The 22402-nt window shown below is 58.8% G+C and carries 22 protein-coding genes; 7 read left to right on the top strand and 15 right to left on the bottom strand.

What is annotated here, in order from left to right; all coding sequences use genetic code 11:
• Nucleotides 1-38: 38 nt before the first annotated feature.
• The 5 genes from EKK30_RS02655 to EKK30_RS02635 form a co-directional block, all read right to left on the bottom strand.
• Nucleotides 39-860 (bottom strand): DNA-binding domain-containing protein, encoded by an 822-nt coding sequence (locus tag EKK30_RS02655; protein ID WP_290979862.1) that lies wholly within the window; start codon nucleotides 858-860, stop codon nucleotides 39-41.
• An 8-nt stretch (nucleotides 861-868) separates the two neighbouring features.
• On the bottom strand, nucleotides 869-1762 hold the full coding sequence (locus tag EKK30_RS02650; RefSeq protein WP_290979859.1) for a DUF692 domain-containing protein: 894 nt from the start codon (nucleotides 1760-1762) through the stop codon (nucleotides 869-871).
• A gap of 14 nt (nucleotides 1763-1776) precedes the next feature.
• Nucleotides 1777-2496, bottom strand: a complete 720-nt coding sequence (locus tag EKK30_RS02645) for a cytochrome c biogenesis CcdA family protein (RefSeq protein WP_290979856.1) — start codon at nucleotides 2494-2496, stop codon at nucleotides 1777-1779.
• Between the two features lie 10 nt (nucleotides 2497-2506).
• On the bottom strand, nucleotides 2507-2902 hold the full coding sequence (locus tag EKK30_RS02640) for a thioredoxin family protein (RefSeq protein WP_290979854.1): 396 nt from the start codon (nucleotides 2900-2902) through the stop codon (nucleotides 2507-2509).
• 95 nt (nucleotides 2903-2997) lie between these two features.
• Nucleotides 2998-3255, bottom strand: a complete 258-nt coding sequence (locus EKK30_RS02635; RefSeq protein WP_290979851.1) for a hypothetical protein — start codon at nucleotides 3253-3255, stop codon at nucleotides 2998-3000.
• Nucleotides 3256-3503: 248 nt separating this feature from the next.
• On the opposite strand from EKK30_RS02635, the gene EKK30_RS02630 reads away from it, so the two are divergent.
• Together EKK30_RS02630 and EKK30_RS02625 are read left to right on the top strand one after the other, a co-directional pair.
• Nucleotides 3504-3992 carry a DoxX family protein gene (locus EKK30_RS02630; protein ID WP_290979848.1) on the top strand — a complete coding sequence of 163 codons (489 nt, stop codon included), beginning with the start codon at nucleotides 3504-3506 and terminating at the stop codon, nucleotides 3990-3992.
• Between the two features lie 98 nt (nucleotides 3993-4090).
• Nucleotides 4091-4984 carry an SDR family oxidoreductase gene (locus EKK30_RS02625; protein WP_290979845.1) on the top strand — a complete coding sequence of 298 codons (894 nt, stop codon included), beginning with the start codon at nucleotides 4091-4093 and terminating at the stop codon, nucleotides 4982-4984.
• 230 nt (nucleotides 4985-5214) lie between these two features.
• Here the strand turns inward: EKK30_RS02625 and EKK30_RS02620 are convergent, their stop codons facing one another.
• Complete coding sequence (locus EKK30_RS02620; protein WP_290979842.1) at nucleotides 5215-6099, bottom strand: alpha/beta fold hydrolase; 885 nt, start codon at nucleotides 6097-6099, stop codon at nucleotides 5215-5217.
• 235 nt (nucleotides 6100-6334) lie between these two features.
• Here EKK30_RS02620 and EKK30_RS02615 point away from each other — a divergent pair, with 235 nt between their 5' ends.
• On the top strand, nucleotides 6335-7450 hold the full coding sequence (locus tag EKK30_RS02615) for a beta-ketoacyl-ACP synthase III (RefSeq protein ID WP_290979839.1): 1116 nt from the start codon (nucleotides 6335-6337) through the stop codon (nucleotides 7448-7450).
• A 14-nt stretch (nucleotides 7451-7464) separates the two neighbouring features.
• Here EKK30_RS02615 and EKK30_RS02610 read toward each other — a convergent pair whose 3' ends face one another.
• A complete protein-coding gene (locus EKK30_RS02610; protein WP_290979836.1) occupies nucleotides 7465-8199 on the bottom strand; it encodes a DUF1345 domain-containing protein in 735 nt (244 codons plus the stop codon).
• Between the two features lie 221 nt (nucleotides 8200-8420).
• Between EKK30_RS02610 and EKK30_RS02605 the strand changes: the two genes are divergently transcribed.
• Nucleotides 8421-8849 (top strand): response regulator, encoded by a 429-nt coding sequence (locus tag EKK30_RS02605; RefSeq protein WP_290979833.1) that lies wholly within the window; start codon nucleotides 8421-8423, stop codon nucleotides 8847-8849.
• A gap of 27 nt (nucleotides 8850-8876) precedes the next feature.
• Here EKK30_RS02605 and EKK30_RS02600 read toward each other — a convergent pair whose 3' ends face one another.
• The 7 genes from EKK30_RS02600 to EKK30_RS02570 all read right to left on the bottom strand — a co-directional run bounded on the left by EKK30_RS02600 (nucleotide 8877) and on the right by EKK30_RS02570 (nucleotide 17284).
• A complete protein-coding gene (locus tag EKK30_RS02600; protein WP_290979830.1) occupies nucleotides 8877-9545 on the bottom strand; it encodes a response regulator transcription factor in 669 nt (222 codons plus the stop codon).
• Nucleotides 9546-9558: 13 nt separating this feature from the next.
• Entirely contained in the window at nucleotides 9559-11922 is a 2364-nt protein-coding gene (locus EKK30_RS02595) for an ATP-binding protein (RefSeq protein WP_290979827.1), read from the bottom strand.
• Between the two features lie 414 nt (nucleotides 11923-12336).
• Nucleotides 12337-12549 (bottom strand): hypothetical protein, encoded by a 213-nt coding sequence (locus EKK30_RS02590; protein ID WP_290979824.1) that lies wholly within the window; start codon nucleotides 12547-12549, stop codon nucleotides 12337-12339.
• Between the two features lie 128 nt (nucleotides 12550-12677).
• The gene (locus EKK30_RS02585; protein ID WP_290979822.1) at nucleotides 12678-13604 is read right to left on the bottom strand and encodes a LysR substrate-binding domain-containing protein; all 927 of its coding nucleotides are present in this window, start codon (nucleotides 13602-13604) and stop codon (nucleotides 12678-12680) included.
• A gap of 24 nt (nucleotides 13605-13628) precedes the next feature.
• Entirely contained in the window at nucleotides 13629-15209 is a 1581-nt protein-coding gene (gene ahpF, locus EKK30_RS02580; RefSeq protein WP_290979819.1) for an alkyl hydroperoxide reductase subunit F, read from the bottom strand.
• Nucleotides 15210-15290: 81 nt separating this feature from the next.
• Nucleotides 15291-15854, bottom strand: coding sequence for an alkyl hydroperoxide reductase subunit C (gene ahpC, locus EKK30_RS02575; protein ID WP_290979818.1), 564 nt, complete (start codon nucleotides 15852-15854; stop codon nucleotides 15291-15293).
• 182 nt (nucleotides 15855-16036) lie between these two features.
• A complete protein-coding gene (locus EKK30_RS02570; protein WP_290979815.1) occupies nucleotides 16037-17284 on the bottom strand; it encodes a Zn-dependent hydrolase in 1248 nt (415 codons plus the stop codon).
• A 250-nt stretch (nucleotides 17285-17534) separates the two neighbouring features.
• Here EKK30_RS02570 and EKK30_RS02565 point away from each other — a divergent pair, with 250 nt between their 5' ends.
• Together EKK30_RS02565 and EKK30_RS02560 are read left to right on the top strand one after the other, a co-directional pair.
• Complete coding sequence (locus tag EKK30_RS02565; protein WP_290979812.1) at nucleotides 17535-18056, top strand: nucleoside deaminase; 522 nt, start codon at nucleotides 17535-17537, stop codon at nucleotides 18054-18056.
• A gap of 27 nt (nucleotides 18057-18083) precedes the next feature.
• On the top strand, nucleotides 18084-18365 hold the full coding sequence (locus tag EKK30_RS02560) for a hypothetical protein (protein ID WP_290979809.1): 282 nt from the start codon (nucleotides 18084-18086) through the stop codon (nucleotides 18363-18365).
• A 31-nt stretch (nucleotides 18366-18396) separates the two neighbouring features.
• Here EKK30_RS02560 and EKK30_RS02555 read toward each other — a convergent pair whose 3' ends face one another.
• A complete protein-coding gene (locus tag EKK30_RS02555) occupies nucleotides 18397-20733 on the bottom strand; it encodes a methyl-accepting chemotaxis protein (protein ID WP_290979805.1) in 2337 nt (778 codons plus the stop codon).
• A 384-nt stretch (nucleotides 20734-21117) separates the two neighbouring features.
• On the opposite strand from EKK30_RS02555, the gene EKK30_RS02550 reads away from it, so the two are divergent.
• Nucleotides 21118-22398 carry a tetratricopeptide repeat-containing protein gene (locus EKK30_RS02550; protein ID WP_290979802.1) on the top strand — a complete coding sequence of 427 codons (1281 nt, stop codon included), beginning with the start codon at nucleotides 21118-21120 and terminating at the stop codon, nucleotides 22396-22398.
• Nucleotides 22399-22402: the final 4 nt, after the last annotated feature.

Raw genomic sequence — 22402 nt, 5'->3', positions numbered from 1 at the left:
GAGAAAGCGGAAGATTTTGGTTTGTGTAGGGCGCGGCTCTAGGCGCTTGCCGATTTGGCGAGAAGTCCGGACGTGATCCAGGTCTGAAGATGCTGGGCCGCCCGAAGGGGCGCCGTCTCGGGATCGTCATAAATCGAAACAAGCTCGCATAGCGCCCCGAATGGAACGCTGTTTATCGCTTCTTTCCACATCATGGCTTCTTCGCCCGACATGCGGCGGACTTTTGGTGTCGAGCCGTCTCGCCACGTCAGGATATTTTCTGCGACGGGATAGCTCTCAACCGGCGGCGGCGTCTCGTCGTTCTTCAGCGCCAGCCACAGGGCATGAGCGTTCGTTTTGAGGGCAAGGTGCCGGGCGGAAGGATGCGGCTCCAGAATGAGATCGGCCCAGCTTTCAACCGGAACGGCCGCAAGATCGGCCATCTCAAGTGGTGGCACATCAGGCGCGTCGAAGGCGTCGCTCAAGGCACGCTCTAGCCCGGCCAATTCCGCGATATGTATTGCATTTGGATACGCTTCCTCGATGAATTCTGGCAGGCCGTGGGAGAACCAGCGGGCGTTCTGGCTTCGCGACGGACGCGCCGCAACGTAGGAACGCGCCAACTCGTCGAACTTCTTATCGGCCAAATAGCGATGGAGGAATGGATGGTCGTTACGCACGACCTCCACGAGGCGTGAGACATACGCGTGACGGTAAACGCCGAAAAGCACGTTTCGGTCGGTGCGTGAATTGTCCAGCAGATTATGCAAGACGGCGTCGTCGCCAAGCATGATGGCACGCTGAAATGCGTCCTGCAGCTCGCTTAAAGAGGGCTTCGAGCTTTCAGCCTCTCGCGCGTGTTTGACTTCGACCGGCGACACTGAGGGCCTCAATCGTGCCGCGCGGCGGCCGCCGCAAACGCATTTTCAGCGAGGTGGCGCGCTTTTCCCAGTTCTTCCAGCATCACCGGTAACGGCGGAATGTCGTCATCGCGTTCGATGATGGTCGATACAGGACCGAAGTGTTTCAATGCCGCTTCATAAAGCGTCCAAACTTCGTCACAGACGAGCGCGTCGTGCGTATCGATGATGTGGGTCATGTTGTGCTCATGACCGGCAAGGTGAAATTGAACGACCCGGTCAGCTGGAATGCCTGCGATGAACTCATACGGGTCATACTCGTGATTGAAGGCGCTCACATAGACATTGTTGACATCAAACACGAGCCAGCAGCCGGTGCGCTTCGCCATCTCAGAGATGAACTCCCATTCCGGCATTTCGGAATGTCTGAATTGAACGTAGCTCGATACGTTCTCGAGCGCCAACGGCCGCTTGAGATGATCCTGTACGTGATGGATGCGAGCAACCACATGCTCAAGAGCTTCCGGCGTGTAGGGAAAGGGCAACAGATCGTGAAGATTGATGCCGTGAACGCCCGTCCAGCACAGGTGATCGGAGACGAATACCGGTTCCGTGCGGTCGGCGAGAGCCTTCAACTGCTTGAGATAGTTGATGTCGAACGGCGCGGTCGATGCAATCGATAGAGAGACGCCGTGCATGACGATGGGATAGCGCGCACGTATCTGGTCGAGAATGCGCAGCGGCTGACCTCCGGGGACCATGTAATTTTCCGAGATGACCTCGAACCAATCGATGTCGGGGTCGCCATTTAAAATGTCGGAGTAGTGCTGGGCGCGCAGTCCCAAGCCAAAGCCGAGATAGCGCGGCTTGTCATTCGCCTTTGGGCGGCCGGCTTCGCTTTCTCTCGGTGCTTCCGCGAACATAGGAATTCCTCTTCTCAGAACCGTGTCGTCAATTCCGTCAACCAGGCCGGCGACGCTGCCACGATTTTCGCTTCGAGCGCCTTATCGAGGCCGGTCAGGATCGCGAATCCGGTGGCGACCAGCATGCCGCCGAGCAGATATTTACCGGTGGATCCGGCGGAGGTCAGCCTATCACGCCAGCGGTTGAGAATCTCGCGCGAGAGCGTTCCAAGCAGCAGCAGCGGCATGGCGGCTCCCAAGCCGAATGCCAACAGGGTAAGCCCCACCTGTTCGAGATCTTTGCCTTGTGCCGCAAGCAGCGAAGCAGCTCCAAGCGTCGGACCAACGCAGGGGCTCCAAACGGCGCCGAGAACAAGCCCCACGCCGAACTGACCTAGGATACCGGGCCCCGTTTGGCTTCCAAACGTCTGGTCGGCCCAGCTCGAAATCGGACCTGCGGCGATAGCAAAGCGCTCCTGCAAAACAGGCACGAGCAATATCGCGCCGATCACCACCAGCAGCGCCGCGGCGACGAAGCGGAAGACCGTTCCGTCCAGTCCGATAGCGAATCCGATGGTGGCGATGAACATGCTGAAGGCGACGAACGATAGCGCGACGCCGGCTGCCAGTGCGAGGGGGCCGTAGCGGTGGGCCGACGAGGCTGTCGCCATCACTATGGGGATGAGCGGCAGCACGCACGGAGAGAGCACGGAAAGAATCCCCGCAATGAATGCCAAGCCAATCGATGCAAGCATTCAGCCCTCCTCAAAGAGCCTTATCGAGCAGGTCAGCTATCGCTTGTTCGCTGGTGCTACCGACTGAGCGGCCGGTCTCCTTGCCGCCCTTGAAGACGATGAGGGTGCTTTGTACGCGGGCGTCGAATTTGCGGAGGACATCTTTGCGGCTGTCGAAGTCGACTTCAAAGATTGTGAGGTCCTTGAATCGCGGATCCGCAGAAACCTTGTCGATGATCGGCTTTTGAGCCTGGCATGTCGGACACCAACTTGCAGAAACGTCAACGAGAACGGGCTTGCCCTGAGCTTGAGCGGCGGCAAAGCTTTTCTCGTCAAAAACCTTGCGCTCGGACGCCGATGCACCCAAAGCCGTGGACATTATTATTGCTGCCGCCAAGCCGATTTGGGTGAGAGATTTAAGAGACATCGATAGCGCCTTCGGTATGGAATTGGGCTTTGTTCAGTTGCGTCACCGCGAAGCGAAAAAACGCCGCGAAGAGCGGCGTTTTTTACTGGGCGTGCTTACTTCGCGGGTTCGAAGTGGCCCGTCGCGCAGCCTTCCTTCGTCGTCTCGGTAAAGCCCTGACCCTTGCAGGCGTTCTGGCCCTTACAAGCGTTCGAGGCGCTCTTGCAGGCGCTCTGACCCTTGCAGGCGTTGGCGCCAACGCAGTGGCCCATGGCTTCGTCGGCATATGCCACGCTCGAAACAACGGCGTTTGCAAGCATGAGGGACGCCGCAGCTGCGGCGAGGGCCGAACCGGACCGTACGCTGATCTTCATGGTATGTTCCCTTTAATCGGTTTTGTTTCCACGCATCGTCTGTGGTCGGCAAGCCGGCCACGATGGAGGTTACGGACGCTTCGCCGAAGACGTTTCTGCCAATGAGAAAAAAAAGTTCGGCCGAGGCTCTGGAGATAGCTGAGTGCCTGAATTATTCCATTTGTGCTGTAACCCAACGCTCGGTCGGGTCGTAACAACCCATCAGTCGGGCGGAACCAACCGCCTTAATCGAGCTGAGGGTTCAGGCCATGAAGTTTTTAACGCACTGGTTGATAGACGTTCCAGAATCGCTGTCGCGCTATTTTAGCTGGCTGCCGCCGCTATTTGCGCGCATCGTCGTCGGCTGGGTATTCATGTGGAGTGGATGGGAAAAGCTGCACGCCCTGCCGCAGATCACAAAGAACTTCGAATCGTGGGGCATTCCATTTCCGGAAATCATGACGCCTTTCGTTTCCGGCATTGAATTCTTCGGCGGTCTTTTTCTTCTGGTCGGGCTTTTTACAAGAATTGCTGCTGTACCGCTGGTCGTCGTGATGATCGTTGCAATCATCAGCGCGAAGTTGGACCAAGTCGATTCTTTCGAAACGCTCGCGGGCTTCGAGGAAGTGTCATACATGGCCCTCTTCGGCTGGCTAGCCGTCGCGGGACCTGGTCCGATCTCGCTCGATTATTTGCTGCAGAAGCTGCAGCCTCGATTTCGCAGCGGGGTAATGACTGCTCCGACGAAGGCGGCGTGATCCGGTTATAGGCCAGCGCTTGTTCTCAAGTGCCTTGCGGCCTTCGTCTCTCTTCCCTACCTTCCGCGGAGGCAAACTTCAGTGGATGCATCTCGGGAATGGAGGAAAAGAGAACGGCTTGGCGGTTCTTCAAGCCGTGGCGTTTCTCCACCGATGAGGCGACCGTACGGAAGGCAATGCTCAACGTCGCGGGCCTTGCGCCCGCGGTCGTCATTACGGGTGGCTCGCGAGGTATCGGCTTAGCGCTGGCACAACGCTTTCTCGAGGGTGGGCACCGCGTCGTTATCGTCGCGCGCAACGCGGTGCGATTGGATGAAGCCGCTCGGGAACTGGGGGCCGCGACGGGGTCTGAAGTTGTTACTGTCGTGTGCGACGTCGCTGAACCCAATGCGTTTGATGTCATATCGGCGGACGTCAAGCGTGCTGGGCTTTATCTCGATGTGCTTGTCAATAACGCCGGCTTCGGGCTAGCGGGCACATATGTTGGTCATTCGGACGTCGACTTATCTCGCCTTCTCGCGATTAACGTCGAGGCATTGACGCGGCTGACGCGAGCGGCTCTGCCCGACATGTTGGCGCGGGCCCGCGGCGGCGTAATGAACGTCGCCTCGCTCGGTGCGTGCGTGCCGGGTCCCAATCAGGCAGCTTACTACGCCAGCAAAGCTTATGTCGTCTCCCTGACGGAAGCGATCGCAAGCGAAGTGTCGGGCATGGGCGTGCGCGTGTCGGCTCTTCTGCCCGGACCGATCGACACTGCATTCCACGAGGAGATGGGTGCCGGACGATCGCTCTATCGCTATGTTCTGCCGCCCATGAGTGCGAAGAGCGTGGCGCGCAGCGCTTACCGCGGCTTTTTGTTCGGTAATCGCGTTATCGTGCCGGGACTATCGAATTCCTTCTTTTTCCTCGCGCTCAAAATCCTTCCTCACGCGATTACGGTGCCGATGATGTACTGGCTGCTTCGCAGGCCGGACAATTTAAGGGACACTTAACTTCGTGCTGCGCCTTTACGATATTTCCGGATGTTTGCATTGTAGCAACCATTTCCGGTTAGTTTCGCGAGGGTTCCGGAATAAGGTTTTGCGTATCCGGAGCTTCCTGACGCGGCTGCGCTTCAACGGCTCTCGGGCTCTCTAGAGCTCGGCAATCCGTGCGTAGCCGCGCTGAATCGGGATGTGACGCCGGCGCAGCGATCGTTCGTTTTTTGCCGCCGTCTCTCCTTTTAAGCCGCTCCGACGGGCATCGAGTTCGCACCGATTTTCGGGGTGGCCATTCTTCCGTCCTTCGCAAATCGGCCGATGAACGCGCACGTACGTTCGACAACCACGTGCCGCTGCTTGTCGAGCGTGATCATGTGGTAGCTGTCGTCGAGGACGCAAAGATCAACCGGCGCGGCGAGTTTTGCCTGCAGATACGCGGCATTCTCTAAGCTCGCATAGTCATCTTCGCGCGAGTGAATGATGAGCGTGGGCTGGCGAACCTTGCCGAGCAGCCGCCGCACTGCGACAGTGAGCCGGCGGTGCTCAAGAACCATCGCGCCGGGCGTGCCGACAGTCCCGAGGTCAGAGCCATCTGAGCAGGCCAGCGCCGCGCGCACAAATTCGCGAACACGTGGGCATTTGATGCCAAGCGACTCCGCGTCAGGAAACTGCATCAGGTTCGCGATCCAACGAGTGCGGACAAGCGAGAACAGCTTCGTGTACCACGGCATAGCCCAGCCATCGATCCAAAGCGTGGGAGAGAAGAGCGCAACACCCTGAATTTTGTCCGGATGATTAGCGGCGAGGTGCAGGCCGATGATGCTGCCAAGGCAGAGGCCACCCACAATTACGGTATCGCACTCCTTGCGAAGCTCGTCCAAAGCGACTTCGGCACTGCGGTACCAGTCCTGCCACGTCGTCTTCACGACCTCGGCGCGACCGCCGCCGTGGCCGGCGAGTGTTGGGCAATGGACGGTGTAGCCGGCGCGGGCGAGGCCGGTGGCGACAAAGCGCATTTCTGCCGGGGTGCCGCACAGGCCGTGAATGAGGAGGACGCCGGTCTTGCCGCCCGCGATGCGGAACGTGCTGTTAGAAGAATTCGTCAGCGTCGTGATGTTGCCTGACATGGCGTCGTCTCCTCGTTGCCCGGAGACGACCATCAGGTTTTTGGTTCAAGGCAGCTGTTACGCTCGCTACAGCAACATGGCTGTTGCGCCCTGATTTTGCTCGCAGAGTTCCCCATGGAACAGGATGGCAGAGGGCGCCCATCGGTCCCCATTGGCGGGTCTGATTGGCGGCGGCCTGAAGCTGCGCTATGGGAGCCATCCAAGGGCGGATAAACGCCTTAGAATGGAAACGCTCGTGCCACAGCCCATAATTGCCGCCACCGGACTCTATGTGCCGCCGGAAAGCATCTCGAACGATGAACTCGTTTCTGCGTTCAACGCTTACGTCGCGAATTTCAATGCCGAGAACGCGGCCGCCATTGCACGGGGCGAGCTTACCCCGCTCCAACCCTCATCGGCGGAATTCATCGAGAAGGCTTCTGGCATCAAGTCGAGGTACGTGGTCAACAAGTCGGGCATTCTCGATCCGGCCGTGATGCGGCCCAACATTCCGGAACGATCGAACGCCGAATTGTCAGTATTGGCAGAAATGGCGGTATTGGCCGCCAGGGATGCCCTCGCCGCGTGGGGCGGCGACATTGTCGAGATCGGTGCCGTGATCTGCGCCGCGTCGAACATGCAGCGCCCCTATCCCGCGATTGCCATAGAAGTGCAAAACGCACTCGGGATTTCCGGCTTTGCGTTCGACATGAATGTAGCGTGTTCGTCGGCGACGTTTGGCATCAAGACGGCCGCCGATTTTGTGTTGGGCGGCTCGGTTCGAGGTGTGCTCGTCGTCAATCCGGAAATCTGCTCGGGGCATCTCAACTTTCGCGACCGCGACAGCCACTTTATTTTTGGCGATGTCGCGACTGCCGTCGTCGTCACGGAAGAGACGCTCGCTAGCGGCGGCTGGGCGATTCTTGGAACGCGTCTCAAGACCGAGTTCTCGAACAACATCCGCAACAATTTCGGATTCCTCAACCGGTGCGCGCCGGAGGGAATTGGCGCGCCGGACAAGCTCTTCGTCCAAGAAGGACGAAAAGTTTTTCGCGAGGTCGTTCCAATGGTGATCGAGATGATCGTCGATCATGCCGAAGACATCGGGGTCGATCCGAGGGGCTTAAAGCGTCTCTGGCTGCATCAGGCAAATATCAACATGAACGATATGATCGGGCGTCGCGTGCTCGACCGCGCGCCGACAGCCGAGGAGAACGTGATTATTCTGGACGCCTTCGCGAATACGAGTTCTGCGGGCTCGATCATCGCGTTTCATTCTTCCAACAGTGATTTCGCGCCGGGCGAAACGGGACTCATCTGCTCATTCGGCGCTGGGTATTCGGCGGGAACCGTTTTTGTGAGAAAGCGCTGACGCCTACAACCTGGTCAGGATGCCAAGCTGGCCGCCAAATTGATGGTCAACGCCAGGACCATCGTGTTGAAGAAGAACGAGACGATGGCGTGCAGGGTGGTCAGCCGGCGCAGCTCTTTGCTGTTGATCATCACGTCGGAGGTTTGGGACGCCGCGCCGAACGACGTCGCAAAATAGAAAAAGTCCCAATAATCTGGCGTCAAATCGTTCGGAAATGCGAGGGCGGGAGGCGGGGCCGACTTCTTGTCATCCGGCGAAGGTTCCGGAGCGTAGTACTCGTGTGCGTAGTGTAAGGTGAATGCGACCTGAGTTACCAGCCAGGAAATTACGATCGTCAAGGCTGCAAGGCCTACGAACAGTAGCTTGCCTTCGTTGGAAGCCGCTTTGGCCGCTCCAAGAAGGCCGAATATTGCAGCGAAGCTCGAGAACATGGCGGTGAGTACCACGACCAGAATCACGACTCCGCTGTCGTCCTGGCGCGCGGCCCGCGTCCGGATTTTGTCGGATCGACAGCCGATCATCGTTCTGATCGTCATCGCGAGATAGACCGCTCCGCCCGCGCACCATGCCAGCGCCTCACGAACCGCGCCATGAACGGACGACGGCAGGAGAAAGAGCGCCGCGATGCCGACGATCGCCCCGATAATCACTCGGGGATGAAGCACCAACGAGCGGCCGATCGATCGTGGATTGTACCAGCGCGACCGTCGCCGCGCCGAAACCGTGCCGATCTTCACCGTATCTGCCACAGCTTGTGTCCGCTCACATTTGAGGCTTTTCTGGCCTCAAGTTACCATATGTCGTGCCACCATCCATGCGGCGCTTTCAGCTGATCTTGTTGACAATTTTCAGCACTTTGGCGCGTGCCTTCAACGCCTAGACCGACAAGCCTATGGCCTCCCGCTGAATGGCGAGCCGGCCGCGAAACCTCCCACATTGCTGCTTGAGTTCAACGAACCAGGAGGCAGCGATGACGACCCCAAGTCCAGCGATGGCGGCGAGTCGTGCCCCGCTGGCTGCGGCAGTGTCTGCGCGTCCTTTGATTGTTGTCATCGAGGACGACTACCGCTCATCGATGGCCCTGACGATGCTGATCGACGATTGGGGCTATTCCTGTGTCGCCGCGCGTTCGTCGCGTGAGGCGGTGCGCACCCTGGGCCATCGTCTCGGTCAGGTGGCAGCGATCATCACCGATATCGAGATCGACGGTCAAATGCGTGGTGCTCGGGACGCATTGGCCATTGCAGCGACCATCGGTCATGCCGTGCCGACAATTATCATGACCGGACATTCCGACTATGCGGCTGCCACTTCACCGTTCCCGGTGATCGGTAAGCCGTTCGATCCGGACATTCTGCAGCGATGGCTCGTTCACAGGCTCGGTCCAGCGGAACGCTGAAACCGGCCGGGGAAGGTGCCGGAGCGATCAGCTCCGGGTTGCGAGCTCGGTGCGATTGCGAGCGCCGAAATGCGAAAAGAGAGCGGCGAGATGGATTTTCACCGTGCCTTCGGCGATTTCCAACTCCCTCGCGATCTCTTTATTCGAAAGGCCCCGGCGGACGCAGTCCAGGACATCGCGCTGGCGCGGTGAAATGGATTTGTAGGTGGCTCCACCGCCGGGGTCCCCCTTGCTCGGGTTCGGCTGCTCTGGAGCGGAAGCGCGTGCGGGCGGGGCATTCGCGCCTGATGTCATGAAGCGTGGAACGAAAACGCGACCGTCGAGAATATCCTGCAGCGCGCCGACAATTTCATCATCGCCCAGGGATTTGGGTACGTAGCCATTCAGGCCCATCGCGACAGCCTTGACCACGTCGGTTCGCTCTTCGGAGCCGGACACGATCGCAACTCGAATGCCAGGATAAGTTTCTTTTACGACGCTGAGGCCTTCAGGACCCGAGATACCAGGCATGGCAAGATCGAACAGCGCGAGTTCGACGTTCGGTGTCTCTGCTAGTCGATCAAGCGCCGCGTCGAACGTCGCCGCTTCGATAACTGAGCGAAAGCCCATACGGTCGCGCAGGAGGAAGCCAAATCCTGAGCGATAGAGACCGTGATCGTCTGCGACGAGAACCGTTTCGTGCTGATTATTCGCCATGGGTTTCTCTAGATTAGCCGGCATTTACATTTGCTCCGAAGTCCGCGTCAGCGCCGAACCTTACAGCTTTGTGATCTTTCAATATGGCACCGAGCGTTGCAGCGATAAGCTCGGGATCGGCGGGTTTCGTAAGCCACGGCCGTCCAGATTTTGCAAGAACAGCCAGCGTCGCGGAATCAGTGCCGCCTGATAGCAGAACGCAGGGAATCTCACTTCCCGACTTTGCAGCCATCCGTTTGATAAATTCAAGACCGGACTCTAATCCTCTAAGATCATAGTCAAGGACAGCCGCATCGATAACCAGACCGTGGTCTAGCGCCGTCTCGGCTTCAGCTGCATTCTGATAGCCGAACGCGACGTTGCCGCGATCCTCGAGATCCTGTGTCAGTGCAGAGACGATTAATGGATCATCATCCAGGATCAGCACGCGGACGCCCCTGACGGTTGTCTCTAGTTGTCGCATGGGCGCGGGTCTCGGCATTTGCGCAACAAAAGCCTTCTCTGGCAGGACAATGCTGAACCTCGAGCCAAATCCCGGACGAGAGGTGACCACGATCTCCATGTCGAGCAGCTCGGCGTATCGCCGAGCGATCGACAATCCGAGACCAAGGCCATCATTGACGCCATATGCGCGCTGATCGGCGCGGGAGAACTCTTCGAAAATTTGCTCGCGGCGGTCTGCCGAAAGACCGGGACCCGTATCACAAACGTCGATCACGCGGCGTCCGTTACGATATCGTGCCGCCAGGATAACGCCGCCGCGCTTGGTGAACTTCAACGCGTTCGAAACAAAATTCCGGATGATCGTTTCAAGCAGAGCCGCATCGGTGAGGACGACCCAGTCGCGGGTGTAGCTCAAAAACTTGAGACCGTTCTGTTCCGCTTCGACGCGCGAGCCCACCGAGATGCGCTCAATGATCTCGGCGATCGACACAGCCGTTGTCGTCGGCTCGATGAGCTTCGCGTCGAGACGAGAGACATTCAGGAGCGCGTCGAACATGCCTTTGAGCCCGCGCAAACCTTCTTCCATTTGGGCGACGAGTGTCGTCGCTTCGTTGCCGTTGACGCGTCTTGACAGTGCCCGCGCGAACAATGTCAGTGCGTGCAAGGGCTGCCGGAGATCGTGGCTCGCGGCGGCGAGGAATCGCGACTTCGCTTCCGTAGCGCTCTCTGCAGCTGCCTTCGCGCGTTCCAGGCCGACATTCTGCTCCGCGAGCCGTTGCGTGCGTTCGCGCACCTGACTTTCGAGGGATTGATTGGCGGCAGCGAGCGACGCCCGCTGTGCGTCGAGTTCCTTGACGAGAGAACGAAGCGATTCAGACAGGACTCTCGCCTCTTGATATCCACGCACTTGCGGAAATTCGAGTTGCTGCCCGCGGCGAAGGCGTTCGGCAACGTCCGCGAGTTGAAGCAACGGGCTTGAGAGCTTTCCAGCCAGAATCCACGCCAACAGCGCGGCGATCGCTGCAAAGATGCCGCCTGAGATGAGAATATTTTTTTGCAGGCTACGGACCGGGGCGAAAGCCTGTCGCTGATTTTCGCGGACGAGCACGATCCAATTCAGGCCGGAGTAAGAGCGGTAGCCGTCACTTTTGGAGAAGCCGGTGACGTAGGATTTTCCATCCGGCCAGCGCTCGACCGCGAAGCTCGCATTGCCGGGTCGCGCCGCGCGTATGCTTGGAAGATCTAAGGTCTGACCAGCGATATTATCTGGACCAAACAGGACTTGGCGCGCCTCGTTAAGAACGATGACGTCCGCAGGTATTGCCTCTTTCATACTGCCGAGAAGCGTATCGCGGACTTCTTCGGCCCAGTCCGAACTCAAAGTGGCGCCCATAACGCCCATCGTCTCTTTTCCGTCCGAGACCGGAACGGCAAGATCGATGAAGTCCGAGGCGCCGTTGTTGGCGTGTGGCAGCCGCGGGACTTGCCTAGCTTTCGGCAGGCGAACGTCACCGACGTAGGCGTCCTTCAGTCCTTCCTTGAACCAATCCTGGTTCCTTACGGCCTGACCTTCGTATTCGCCGCCGGTCGCACTTAAGATTTTCCCGTCCTTATTGGCGAACCCGATCCAGGAATAATCGGCGTAAGCGCTCTGAAATCGTTCGAGTGACGTGCGAAGGGATTCGGGGGAATCGGCCTTCTGCAAAATCCTCCCGAGAGCCGCCATGTTGTCGAGTGATTGCAGGCGCTCAAACATAGCGCGGTCGAGCTTGTCCTGCATCTCGTCGGCCAAGAGCGCCAACGACTGGCCGATTTCCTGCTCTAGCCGGCTGACCGCATCTCGTCCGATGACGTACGAAACCGCGATCGTGAGAAGAAGGGAGACGACAGAGATCGCCGCTGCAATCAAGACTTTTAACGAAACACGACGCATCGGATCCCGCTTACTTCGATGTCCGCCCCGGTCACCCTCGAACCGAATGGCGGCAGATAGCAAGGGCGGAATTCTTAAAGTCCTGTCAGGGTCGTTCTCCGATGAGCGTGGGGGTCCTAGGCCGTTTGGGTGCCATAGGCCATCCGGACTATGCCGGGGCTGTTGACTTAGGTCGCCGGGCTGAGTGGCTTCACCAAGTTAAGAGGCGCAAACATTGTTTGCCAAGCGGACCCATGGCCCTATCGGCATGGTCTCTCACGTTAGGCGGGTCCGCTCTGTAGGAAGCGTGCGCCGTCCCTCACCCCACCAAAAAGCGCCGCTTTCATAGTCAGGGCCCGGCTTACCCCCCAAGCCGGGCCCTTTCTAGATTCGACTTTTCGATCGCCGCGATGGGGGACAGATTGCCCGCGGACTTCAGCTGTCCTGAACCAGCATTTTCTGAACAGGAATATTGTGGTCGGTCATCAGCGCACGCCAGTCGGCGACATGCTTTTCCAAAGTAGCAATCACAGCTTCAGTTATTTCGTCATCGGAAGCGGGGCCGTTGAAGACGCGCGCGACGCCACCCTTCCAGAACGCCAGCTGACCCTCGAGGGTCGACAATTCCCGATTTGCCCATTCGATCATCGGCAGATCTCCCCAGACTGAGTTGCCGAGAGCAACACTAAATCGAGTCACCGGAGACAGAAATCGGGCGCGCACTGTTCGTTATGCTAAAACTGTGCGGGTGTGGCATGGAAGCACGCGTAATCCCCCTAGGAGGCCAGCTTCCCCTCAGCGGGACGCCGCAGGACCTGGGCAGCACAGGCTTGAAACAGCTCAGCCAAGCTTAAGAATAGGGGTTCGCGTGCCGAGCTTTTGCGCCAGCACAGCGCAATCTGGCGGCTGGGTTCGGAGTCGCTGAAGCCCAGGATCCGGACGCCGCCCGAGGACGGATTCTGGTTCAGTGTCGCCAACTCGGGAAGCAGGGTCATTCCCACTTCGGCACTTACCATCTGCCTCAGCGTTTCGAGGCTGGTGGCACGGAAGGACGACCGCTCGCCTGCGCCCGCAAACCTGCAGACCTCGAGCGCTTGATCGCGAAGGCAGTGACCATCCTCAAGGAGCATGAGGTCATGGTCGATCAGCTCGCTTATCTGGATGGCCGCGCGCCGCCCGAAGACGTGGCGTTCTGGAACGGCGAGGAGAAAACGCTCTTCGAATAGGAATTCGGTGCGCAGCTGGCTGTCGCCGACAGGCAGCGCGAGTATGGCAGCGTCGATCTCACCGTCGCGAAGCCGGGCGAGCAGATGAGAACTCTTTTCCTCGACGAGAAGCAGTTCCAGATCCGGGAAGCGCTTGCGCGTCGGCGGGACGATATGCGGTAAAAAGTAAGGCCCGAGCGTCGGGAAAATTCCGAGGCGGATCGTCCCAGACTCGGGGTGCTTGTTCTGACGAACGCTATCCTTGAGTTCCGTGATCTCGTGCAGAATGTGGCGCGCCCGCGCCGCTGCCTCGAGCCCGTAGGAGGTTAGTAAGACGCCGCGCGAGTCTCGCTCGACCAGCGCCACCCCGAGTTCTTCTTCAAGTTTTTTGATCTGCGCGGATAGCGTCGGCTGGCTGACCTGGCAAGCTTCCGCCGCGCGTCCGAAATGACGGTACTTCGCAAGCGCGACCAAATATTCGAGCTCGCGAAGTGTCATGCGATTCCTTGAGCCGCAATCCAGTTAGGCAGCTTCGGCCTCGTTTTCGTCCGGCGCCGAGGTGCGGATAAGGTGGTCAAAGGCCGCAAGCGAGGCTTTGGCGCCTTCGCCAAGTGCGATGACGATTTGCTTGTATGGCGTGGTCGTGCAGTCGCCGGCCGCGAACACGCCAGGCATCGAGGTGCGGGCATGCGCATCAACGACGATTTCGCCGTGTGCGGTCAACTCGAGCGTACCCTTCAGCCATTCGGTGTTCGGCAGCAGGCCGATTTGAACAAATATGCCGCTGACTGGAAGCGTGTGCTTCTCGCCGTTGGCGCGGGTTTCGTAGACGAGGCCAATGACCTTTTGGCCATCGCCTTCGACTTCCGTTGTCTTGACGCCAGTGAGGACGTCGACGTTGGCCAGGCTTCGCAGCTTGCGCTGTAGGACGTCGTCAGCGCGAAGTTTGAAGTCGAGTTCGATGAGGGTCACGTGTTCGACGACGCCCGCAAGATCTATGGCAGCCTCGACGCCGGAATTGCCTCCGCCAATCACGGCGACCCGTTTGCCCTTGAATAACGGGCCGTCACAATGGGGGCAGTAGGTCACGCCCTTGTTCCGGTATTCCTGCTCACCGCGAACACCTAGCTGACGCCAGCGCGCTCCCGTCGTCAGAATGATCGACTTCGATTTCAATAACGCGCCGCTCGCAAGCGCGAGTTCGAGAAAGTCTCCCTTGCGGGTGAGTTTCTCCGCTCGTTGCAGGTTCATGATCTCGACGTCGTATTCCTTGACGTGCTCTTCCAGCGCGGCCGCGAGCTGCGGTCCTTCTGTGTGACGGACGGAAATGAAGTTCTCGATGCTGGCGGTATCAAGGACTTGTCCGCCGAAGCGCTCCGAAACGATCCCGGTGCGAATACCCTTTCTGGCAGCGTATACGGCGGCGGCTGCGCCGGCCGGGCCACCTCCGACGACGAGAACGTCGAATGGCGCCTGGCCTTGAATCTTTGCAGCCGCGCGAGTTGCTGCGCCGGTGTCGAGCCTTGCAAGGATCTGCTCGACATCCATGCGACCTTGGCCAAAGACCTCGCCGTTCAAATAAATCGCGGGCACCGACATGATCTGGCGCGCCTCGACCTCCTGCGGAAACACGCCGCCGTCGATGGCCACGTGCTTGATGCGCGGGTTGATGACGGCCATCAGATTGAGTGCCTGAACGACGTCGGGGCAGTTCTGACAAGAAAGCGAGAAATAGGTTTCGAAGCTGAAGTCGCCTTCGAGATCTCGGATCTGATCGATAATCGCTTGCTCGACACGAGGTGGATGTCCGCCAACCTGCAAAAGCGCAAGCACCAGGGACGTGAACTCGTGACCGAGCGGGATGCCGGCGAAACGCAGAGAGATATCATGCCCCGGACTGGCCAGTGAGAATGACGGCGTGCGTTCGCGGCTGCTGCTTTCCTCCACGAGAGTGATCTTGTCGGAGAGCTTCGCGATCTCTGCCAGGAGGCCTACCATCTCGGCGGATTTTGCGCTCGCGTCGACCGCAGCCCGAATTTCGATCGGACGAACCACTTTCTCCAGATAAACCTTGAGCTGAGATTTGAGAGCAGCGTCGAGCATGAAGGTGTCCTGTCGAAAGTCTTCGGTGGATGTGATCCGGGTGGCCTCACCTCGGGCCGAGATGAGGCCTACTGGGCGGTTTTAGATCTTGCCGACGAGTTGCAACGAGGGGGCGAGCGTCTTCTGCCCCTCTTCCCACTTCGCGGGGCACACCTCACCCGGATGCGCAGCGACGTACTGAGCAGCCTTGACCTTGCGAAGCAGATCTGCCGCGTTGCGGCCGATGCCTTCCGCGGTTACTTCCATGGCCTGGATGATACCTGCGGGATCCACGACGAAGGTGCCGCGGTCGGCCAATCCTTCGCCTTCGCGCATGACCTCGAAATTGCGCGTGATCGCGCCCGTCGGATCGCCGATCATCGCGTATTTGATCTTGCCGATCGTCTCTGAGCTGTCGTGCCATGCCTTATGCGTGAAGTGCGTGTCGGTCGAGACAGAGAAGACTTCGACACCAAGCTTCTGCAACTCGGCATAATGGTCCGCGAGATCGCCAAGTTCGGTCGGGCATACGAAAGTGAAGTCAGCGGGGTAGAAGAAGAAGATCGCCCATTTGCCTTTGATGTCGGCTTCGGTGACTTCGATGAATTTGCCCTGCTTGTAGGCCTGAGCTTTGAACGGCTTGATTGCGGTATTGATGAGAGACATCGCGTTTCCTGGTCGGTGTTTGCGAACTGATTTCGTTTGCGGTGCAATATAGGATGCGCCGGCGATAGAAAATCTGGATAAATGTCGCAACATCAATAGTTTCAGCCTATCGCGGTGATAGAGCTGACGAGAAGCAGAGTTCTCGGCGCAGGTGCGTCGTTTCGCACGTGCGTATTGGAATGTCAGGTGTGGCCCGCGAGGGACTGATCGTACGCAAGCACCGCGTCGAGCAACACTTGTGCCCCGGCCGCGCATTCCTCTGGCTTAGTCGATTCCGCTTCGTTGTGGCTGAGGCCGCCCTCGCAGGGCACGAAGATCATTGTGGTCGGCGCGACGCGAGCGATGTAGGCCGCGTCATGTCCGGCGCCGGAAACCATATCGCGCATGGGGAAGCCGGATTTCGCCGCCGCGCTTCTCACGCATGCGATCAACTCTGGCGCGAAATTCACGGCGGCGGACGCCCAGATCTTCTTCTCGTCGTACGTCAGTTTGAGAGGCGGCAGGATAGTCTTCAGCGCCGCGCGCAATTCTGCTTCCATCTTGTCGAGAGCGGTCTCGTCGGGATGGCGTAGGTCGACGGTGAGGAAGACTTCGCCTGGGACAACGTTCCGACTGTTCGGCTTATTTTCAATGAGCCCGACCGTCGCCACGCCGGGCTGATGCTGCTGTCCGATTGCGTCGACCGCTTCTATGATGCGCGCGGCGCCAAGCAATGCGTTCCGGCGGAGATACATAGGCGTTGCGCCTGTATGCGCGTCTTGTCCGGTGATGTTGATCTCATACCACCGCATGCCCTGCACGCCCGTGACGATTCCGATGCTCTTCTTTTCGTCTTCGAGGATGGGGCCTTGTTCGATATGAAGCTCGAACATGGCCGAGAGCTGATGGTCCCCGGATTTCATCGATCCGCGGTAGCCGATGCGCTCCAACTCGGACAGGAACGTCGTGCCCTCCCGGTCGGTCTGCGCGTAGGCATATTCCGGTGGGAAGATGCCGGCGAACACGCCTGAGGCGAGCATGGCTGGCGGAAAGCGGGATCCTTCCTCATTCGTCCAGTTGACGACCTCGATCGGAGCGTTCGTTTCGTATTCATGCTCGTGCAGCGTGCGGAGCACCTCGAGCCCTGCGAGCACACCCAGAATGCCGTCAAACTTGCCGCCGGTCGGTTGCGTATCGAGATGCGAGCCCATGGCGATCGGTGGAAGGTTGGCGTTGCGCCCCGGTCTTGTGGCGAACATGTTGCCGACCTCGTCGACGCTGACGGTGCATCCCAAGGCTTCGCATTGAGCTTTGAACCAGTCGCGGACCTGTTTGTCCTCGTCTGTCAGCGTCAGCCGCTTGATCCCGCCTCGATCGGTGCCGCCGAACTTGGCGGTGTCCATCAGGCTATCCCATAGGCGCCGAGAATTGATCTGAAGGTTGGTCAGCATCGAGGTCCAACGAGAATGGAAGGGAAGGTATGGGAGCGGCGGGCTGGTCTGGAAGGTTGCCCTCCTCTGATGATTAGCGGGTAGTCGCAGCAACATCCAAGCCAATCAGCCGGGCGCTTCCAAATGTCCGGCCCGCGATGATCAATTGCTTTCGATCGCCTTTGTATTCCCATTGCCGTGTAGGTGCGGAATACTCACCGGGCGTGCCCAATGGACGGGGCCGGGTCAAACCCATGAGGAGGGATTAGTAATGCACCGCAGAACAGTGCTGAAAGGCGGCATGACGCTTGTCGCATCGGCCATAGCCCTCCCGCAGTCTGCCGATGCGCGAATGGGGACTGTTCTACCGGACGACGAAAAATTCATGAAGTTGGCGCTCAAGGAGGCCGCGGAGGCGGCATTCCCGTTCGGCGCGGTGATTGTCAAAGACGGCGATGTTCTCGCAAGCGGTCACAATCGTACCGGCGTAGACCATGATCCCACTGCCCATGGAGAGATGGTCGCTATTCGTGCGTTTTCCGCTTCGCATGGCCCAGACGCGTTCAAGGGAACGACGCTCTACACTTCGGGAGAGCCTTGCTGCATGTGCATGGGGGCGATCATCTGGTGCGGAATCTCCCGTCTCGTGTTTGCGGCGTCGGTAAAGCAGATCGCTAGCAAGCTCGATCAGATCTCGCTGTCCGCAGAGGACGTTGCGGCTCATGCGCCGTTCGCGCCGATCACGATTACGGGCGGTGTTCTGGCGGACGACGCCATGAAGTTATTCAAATGATATCGCAGCGAACAGTCGGAGAGTGCCATGACGAACCAGACCATGACGAAATCGGCTGTCGGCAAAATCAAGAGCTGGGGCGTGTTCGCCAGCTCGGCGGAACTTGAGTTCGTTTTGGAGACGGACGCTGGACCGATGGACCTCAAGACCGAGGAAAGCACGGATCCCAGGGCGTTTACGGCCATGGCCGCCGTGCTTTCGTCGGCGTACCTTCGTGATGAGGCCGTCTACGTCACGTATTTCGAGGATACGCGTTTCGTCGACTTCGTCGGGCTGCCTGTGGGTGCGTGGGCGAGCATCTCGCAATAACTCCGCGAAAGCCGGCGCCTTTTCATTCTGCCTAGGCGGCCTGGAGTTTTGTCTCCATCGAGTTCGCGCTGCGAGCTTGCATCGATGGCTCGAGGCTGAATTGGCTTACAAGGTGCACGAGCCGTTCAGCCTCTTCGGCGAGGCCATGGCTTACCGCGGTGGCCTCTTCAGCCATGGCGGTGTTCTGGACCGTGGCCTTATCCAGCTCGGAAACCATCGTATTGGCAACCTGTAGGCTTGCCGCCTGACCTTGGGTGCGCGTCGAGATATCGGAAATAATCGAAGCGATTTTTCCGACACTGTTGACGATCGAATTCAGCGACTGGCCCGTTTCGCCCACGAGCTTGACGCCGCGTGCGACCAGTTCGCTGGAATTGCTGATGAGGTGTTTGATTTCTCGGGCAGCTTCGGCCGAGCGCTGGGCCAAGGCGCGGACCTCGGAGGCGACGACCGCAAAGCCTCTGCCTGCATCACCTGCTCGCGCGGCTTCGACACCAGCGTTGAGAGCAAGAAGGTTCGTCTGGAAAGCGATCTCGTCGATGACACCCACAATCGTTTGAATCTGGGTCGATGACATCTCGATGTCGTTCATGGCGGAGACCGCCGAGCGGACGATCTGGCCGCCGCCCTCGGCTTCCCGTCGCGCCGTGCCGGCGATCTCGCTCGCGCTCTTCACGTCGGTTGCCGTAGCGTTGACCGTCGTCGTGATCTCGTCGAGGCGGCTGGAGGCCTCCTGAAGGTTTGCGGCCTGGTGCTCGGTGCGGGTGGCCAATTCTTGCGAGGCGTCGGCAATTTCGCCGCCGCTCGATTTGATGGTGTGGGAGCTATCCGACACGTTTTTCAGAACGAGCGAGAGCTTGCCGACGGCCGAGTTGAAGTCGTGGCGGAGCTGCTCGAATTCCGACCGGAAGGCAGTATGGATGCGGTAAGCCAGATTCCCGCTCGCGAGTTCATCAAGACCTTTCCCAAGCGATTGAATTGTCTGGGTGATAGCCTGAGCTTCCGCGGCTTTCTCCGCGTCGCGGGCCGCTTGAGCAAGCTCACGCTCGGTCTCTCGTGACTGCCGCTCGGTTTCCTTTTCCGCTTCTCGGTGGGCTCGCTCGGCTTCTTTCTCAATTTCCCGCTGCTGACGTTCCAGCTCGGCGCTGAGTTCGAGGTCGCGGGCTTTGCGGCCATTGTCCTTGAAGACCTGAACGGCTGACGCCATCGCGCCGATCTCGTCGCCACGGGAGGCGCCTTCGACCGGGGTGTCGAGGTCGCCGTCAGCGAGGCGGCGCATGCTGTCCTTCAATTTGTTCAACGGACGAGTGATGCTGAGCGCGACGAAGCCGCCGATGAGCAATTGGAGAACGACGATGCAGATACCCGCAATCGCCATCGAGCGGCTCATGTTCGCCACAGCTGCCAGGGCTTCGTCTGAACTCTGCTGAGCATAAATGTTCCAGGGCGCACCGAGGAAGACGACGCCGGTGTGTCCCGACAGGCGGTCGTTCTGATCGCCGTTGGCCGAGATTCCCATCACCGAGCTCGGCTTGCCGGCGGTCTTAACAGTCGCCAACGGCGCATTCGTTCTTACGATGCCATCGTTGCCGATTGCGAACGTTTCGCCGGTTTTGCCAAGGCCATCGCGCGCGCCAAACACACGGTCGAGCACGGAGGGCGAAATTTCTATGATCGCGAAACCAACCTGCTCTTCGCCCTGGGCCGAGTCCATGGCGACGTTGGCTTTCTTGAATATTGGCGTGCCAACGAATGCAGTCGGTTGGCTCTTCGTAGATGAAGCAAAGTCGAGGAATACCGCCTCGCCCTTTTTTGCAGACTTCAATAGTAGGAGTATTTTCGCCAATTGCGGATCTGTTCCGGCTTCTCCGACTTTACCGGCGAAATCACTTCCTTTGCGGGCCGTATAGACAACGCGGTCATTTCGGTCGATCAATATGACATCGTCATATCCGGCCTGATTTATCAGCGCGAGGGCTATCGGATGGATCTTCGAATGACGCAGGCCGTACATCGTGCCGGACGAGGCTCCGTCCAACTGCATTCGATCGGACTCCGGCCCGTTGGTAAAATAGGAGATATTCTTCTGCGTGTCGTCGGGAGAAGCGAGCGTGTCCGAGAGATCCTCGATATTCGTCATGATCTCCTTGTGACCAGCGATGAACAGCATGTCTCCACGCAGCTTATCGGCCACAAGTTCCAGGCTTGTTTTTCGTGATTGCGCGGCTAACATCAATCGATCGGATGCGGCGTTCGTCAGGGCGGTCCGTGCCTGCGACCAGCCAATTACTCCGATGACAGCAGCGCTAAAAAGCCCCAATCCCACAATTGCCGCGGGAATCCGAAAGCGCAGAGTACGAAGAAACATTCCGATTATCCCCGGAGAAAAGATCCTTTATCTCTTTGTGAGAGTTAACCCTAAAAATTGGATTAAATAGAATGGGTTCTCATTTCCGGATTCGCTGTTTTGAAATTGGCAATTCCCGATTTTATTCGCGTCATTTTGTCCGTCGCCCGTTTTGAGGTGTGGTTGGTGAGGCCACGCGGGATTGCGAGAAGGCGCTGACCGCCTTTGCATCGGGCCGGGCTCCGCCGGTGGTGGTCGGGTGGGTGTCGTTACATCTGAGGTCGATTTGTCCGTCGTCGGAATACGAACGCGCTGACGTCAGACTGGCGTAAGGCGGCGCGGGTGAATGTGGGGGGACATTCCGGACCCGATTTGCGTGGCTTTCCGGTCGATCAAGAGGGATGAATGCAAAGCGCTACCGCTCGCGTGTTCGAGGCTGAATCGCATCCGCGGGTGCTGGGCAAGGCCGTAATCGTCCGAGCCCTTTATGAAGGCCGGGACATCGGTCCTACCTGGGAAGCCTTGATGAAGCGCGTTTCGGAAAACCTGCAGGATGCAGGAGCATTCTTCGATCTCGCCACGATCCTCTACACCTTGAGGCAGCCGGAAAAGGCCGCTCTGTCGCAAAGAGCCGCGCTAGAACTTACCCGTACATTTCACATTCGAAATGGTGCGGGCACAGGGCCGACGGTCCTGGTCTTCGTCGTGGCCGGAGATTTTATGGCCAACACGCCAATCGAGTTTCTGCTCGAGCGCTCCGACGCGAACATTCTGCTCCATTTCGTAGATCCACAGCTGAGAGATCTCAGTGATGTGCCCGAGCATGACGTCGCTTTCGTCGGCATCGGGGAATCTGAGGAAAACGCTGATATATTGCAGCATCTGGAGTATTTGCTCGCGGACTGGGATGGGCCAATCCTCAACAATGCGCCACATCGCATTATGGCGTTGTCACGCGATGGCGTTTCGGATGCTTTCGAGGATGAGCCATCGATACTTGCTCCAGCTACGAGGAGGCAGTCTGCTTCCGATCTCCTGTCGCAAATTTCTGATCTGCAGCAGAATAGAGATCTTATGCACTGGCCGATCATCATCCGGCCGGTTGGGACGCATGCTGGTGGTGGATTGGAGAAGATTTCCTCGCCAGCGGAACTCGAGAGCTATTTGGAGCGACATAGCGACCCCGAGTTCTATGTGGCGCCATTCGTCGATTACAGCGGTGCCGACGGCAGATTCCGGAAGCAGCGCATCGCGTTCATCGACGGCAAAGCCTATGCAAGTCATCTCGCGGTGTCGGATCATTGGATGGTCCATTACCTGAGCGCCGGCATGGCCGAGCATGAAGATCGGCGCGCGGAAGAAGCCGCTTGGATGGGCGACTTCGACAAGAAGTTTGCGGTACGCCATGCGCGCGCGTTCGAGGCGCTCTATCGCAAACTCGGCCTCGACTATTTTGCGATCGATTGCGCGGAGCTGCCGGACGGCCGGCTATTGCTGTTCGAGGCAGACGTAGCGATGATCGTTCATTCGATGGATAGCGAGATCGTATTTCCTTACAAGAAGCTGGCCATGGCGCGGCTGTTCGCGGGCTTCGAACAGGCTTTGCGCCAACGCATAGCTCGCACCGGTTCGATGGCGCAGGAACGGCACGTCGCCAGTGCCGCCATGGCCGGGGAGCTTGGCTGACGAG

The sequence above is a fragment of the Hyphomicrobium sp. genome (genome assembly GCF_003987855.1).
In the GTDB taxonomy this organism is placed as follows: Bacteria; Pseudomonadota; Alphaproteobacteria; order Rhizobiales; family Hyphomicrobiaceae; genus Hyphomicrobium_B.
Note: the sequence above shows the minus strand (reverse complement) of the source record. Positions and strands in the feature narration are given on the sequence as shown.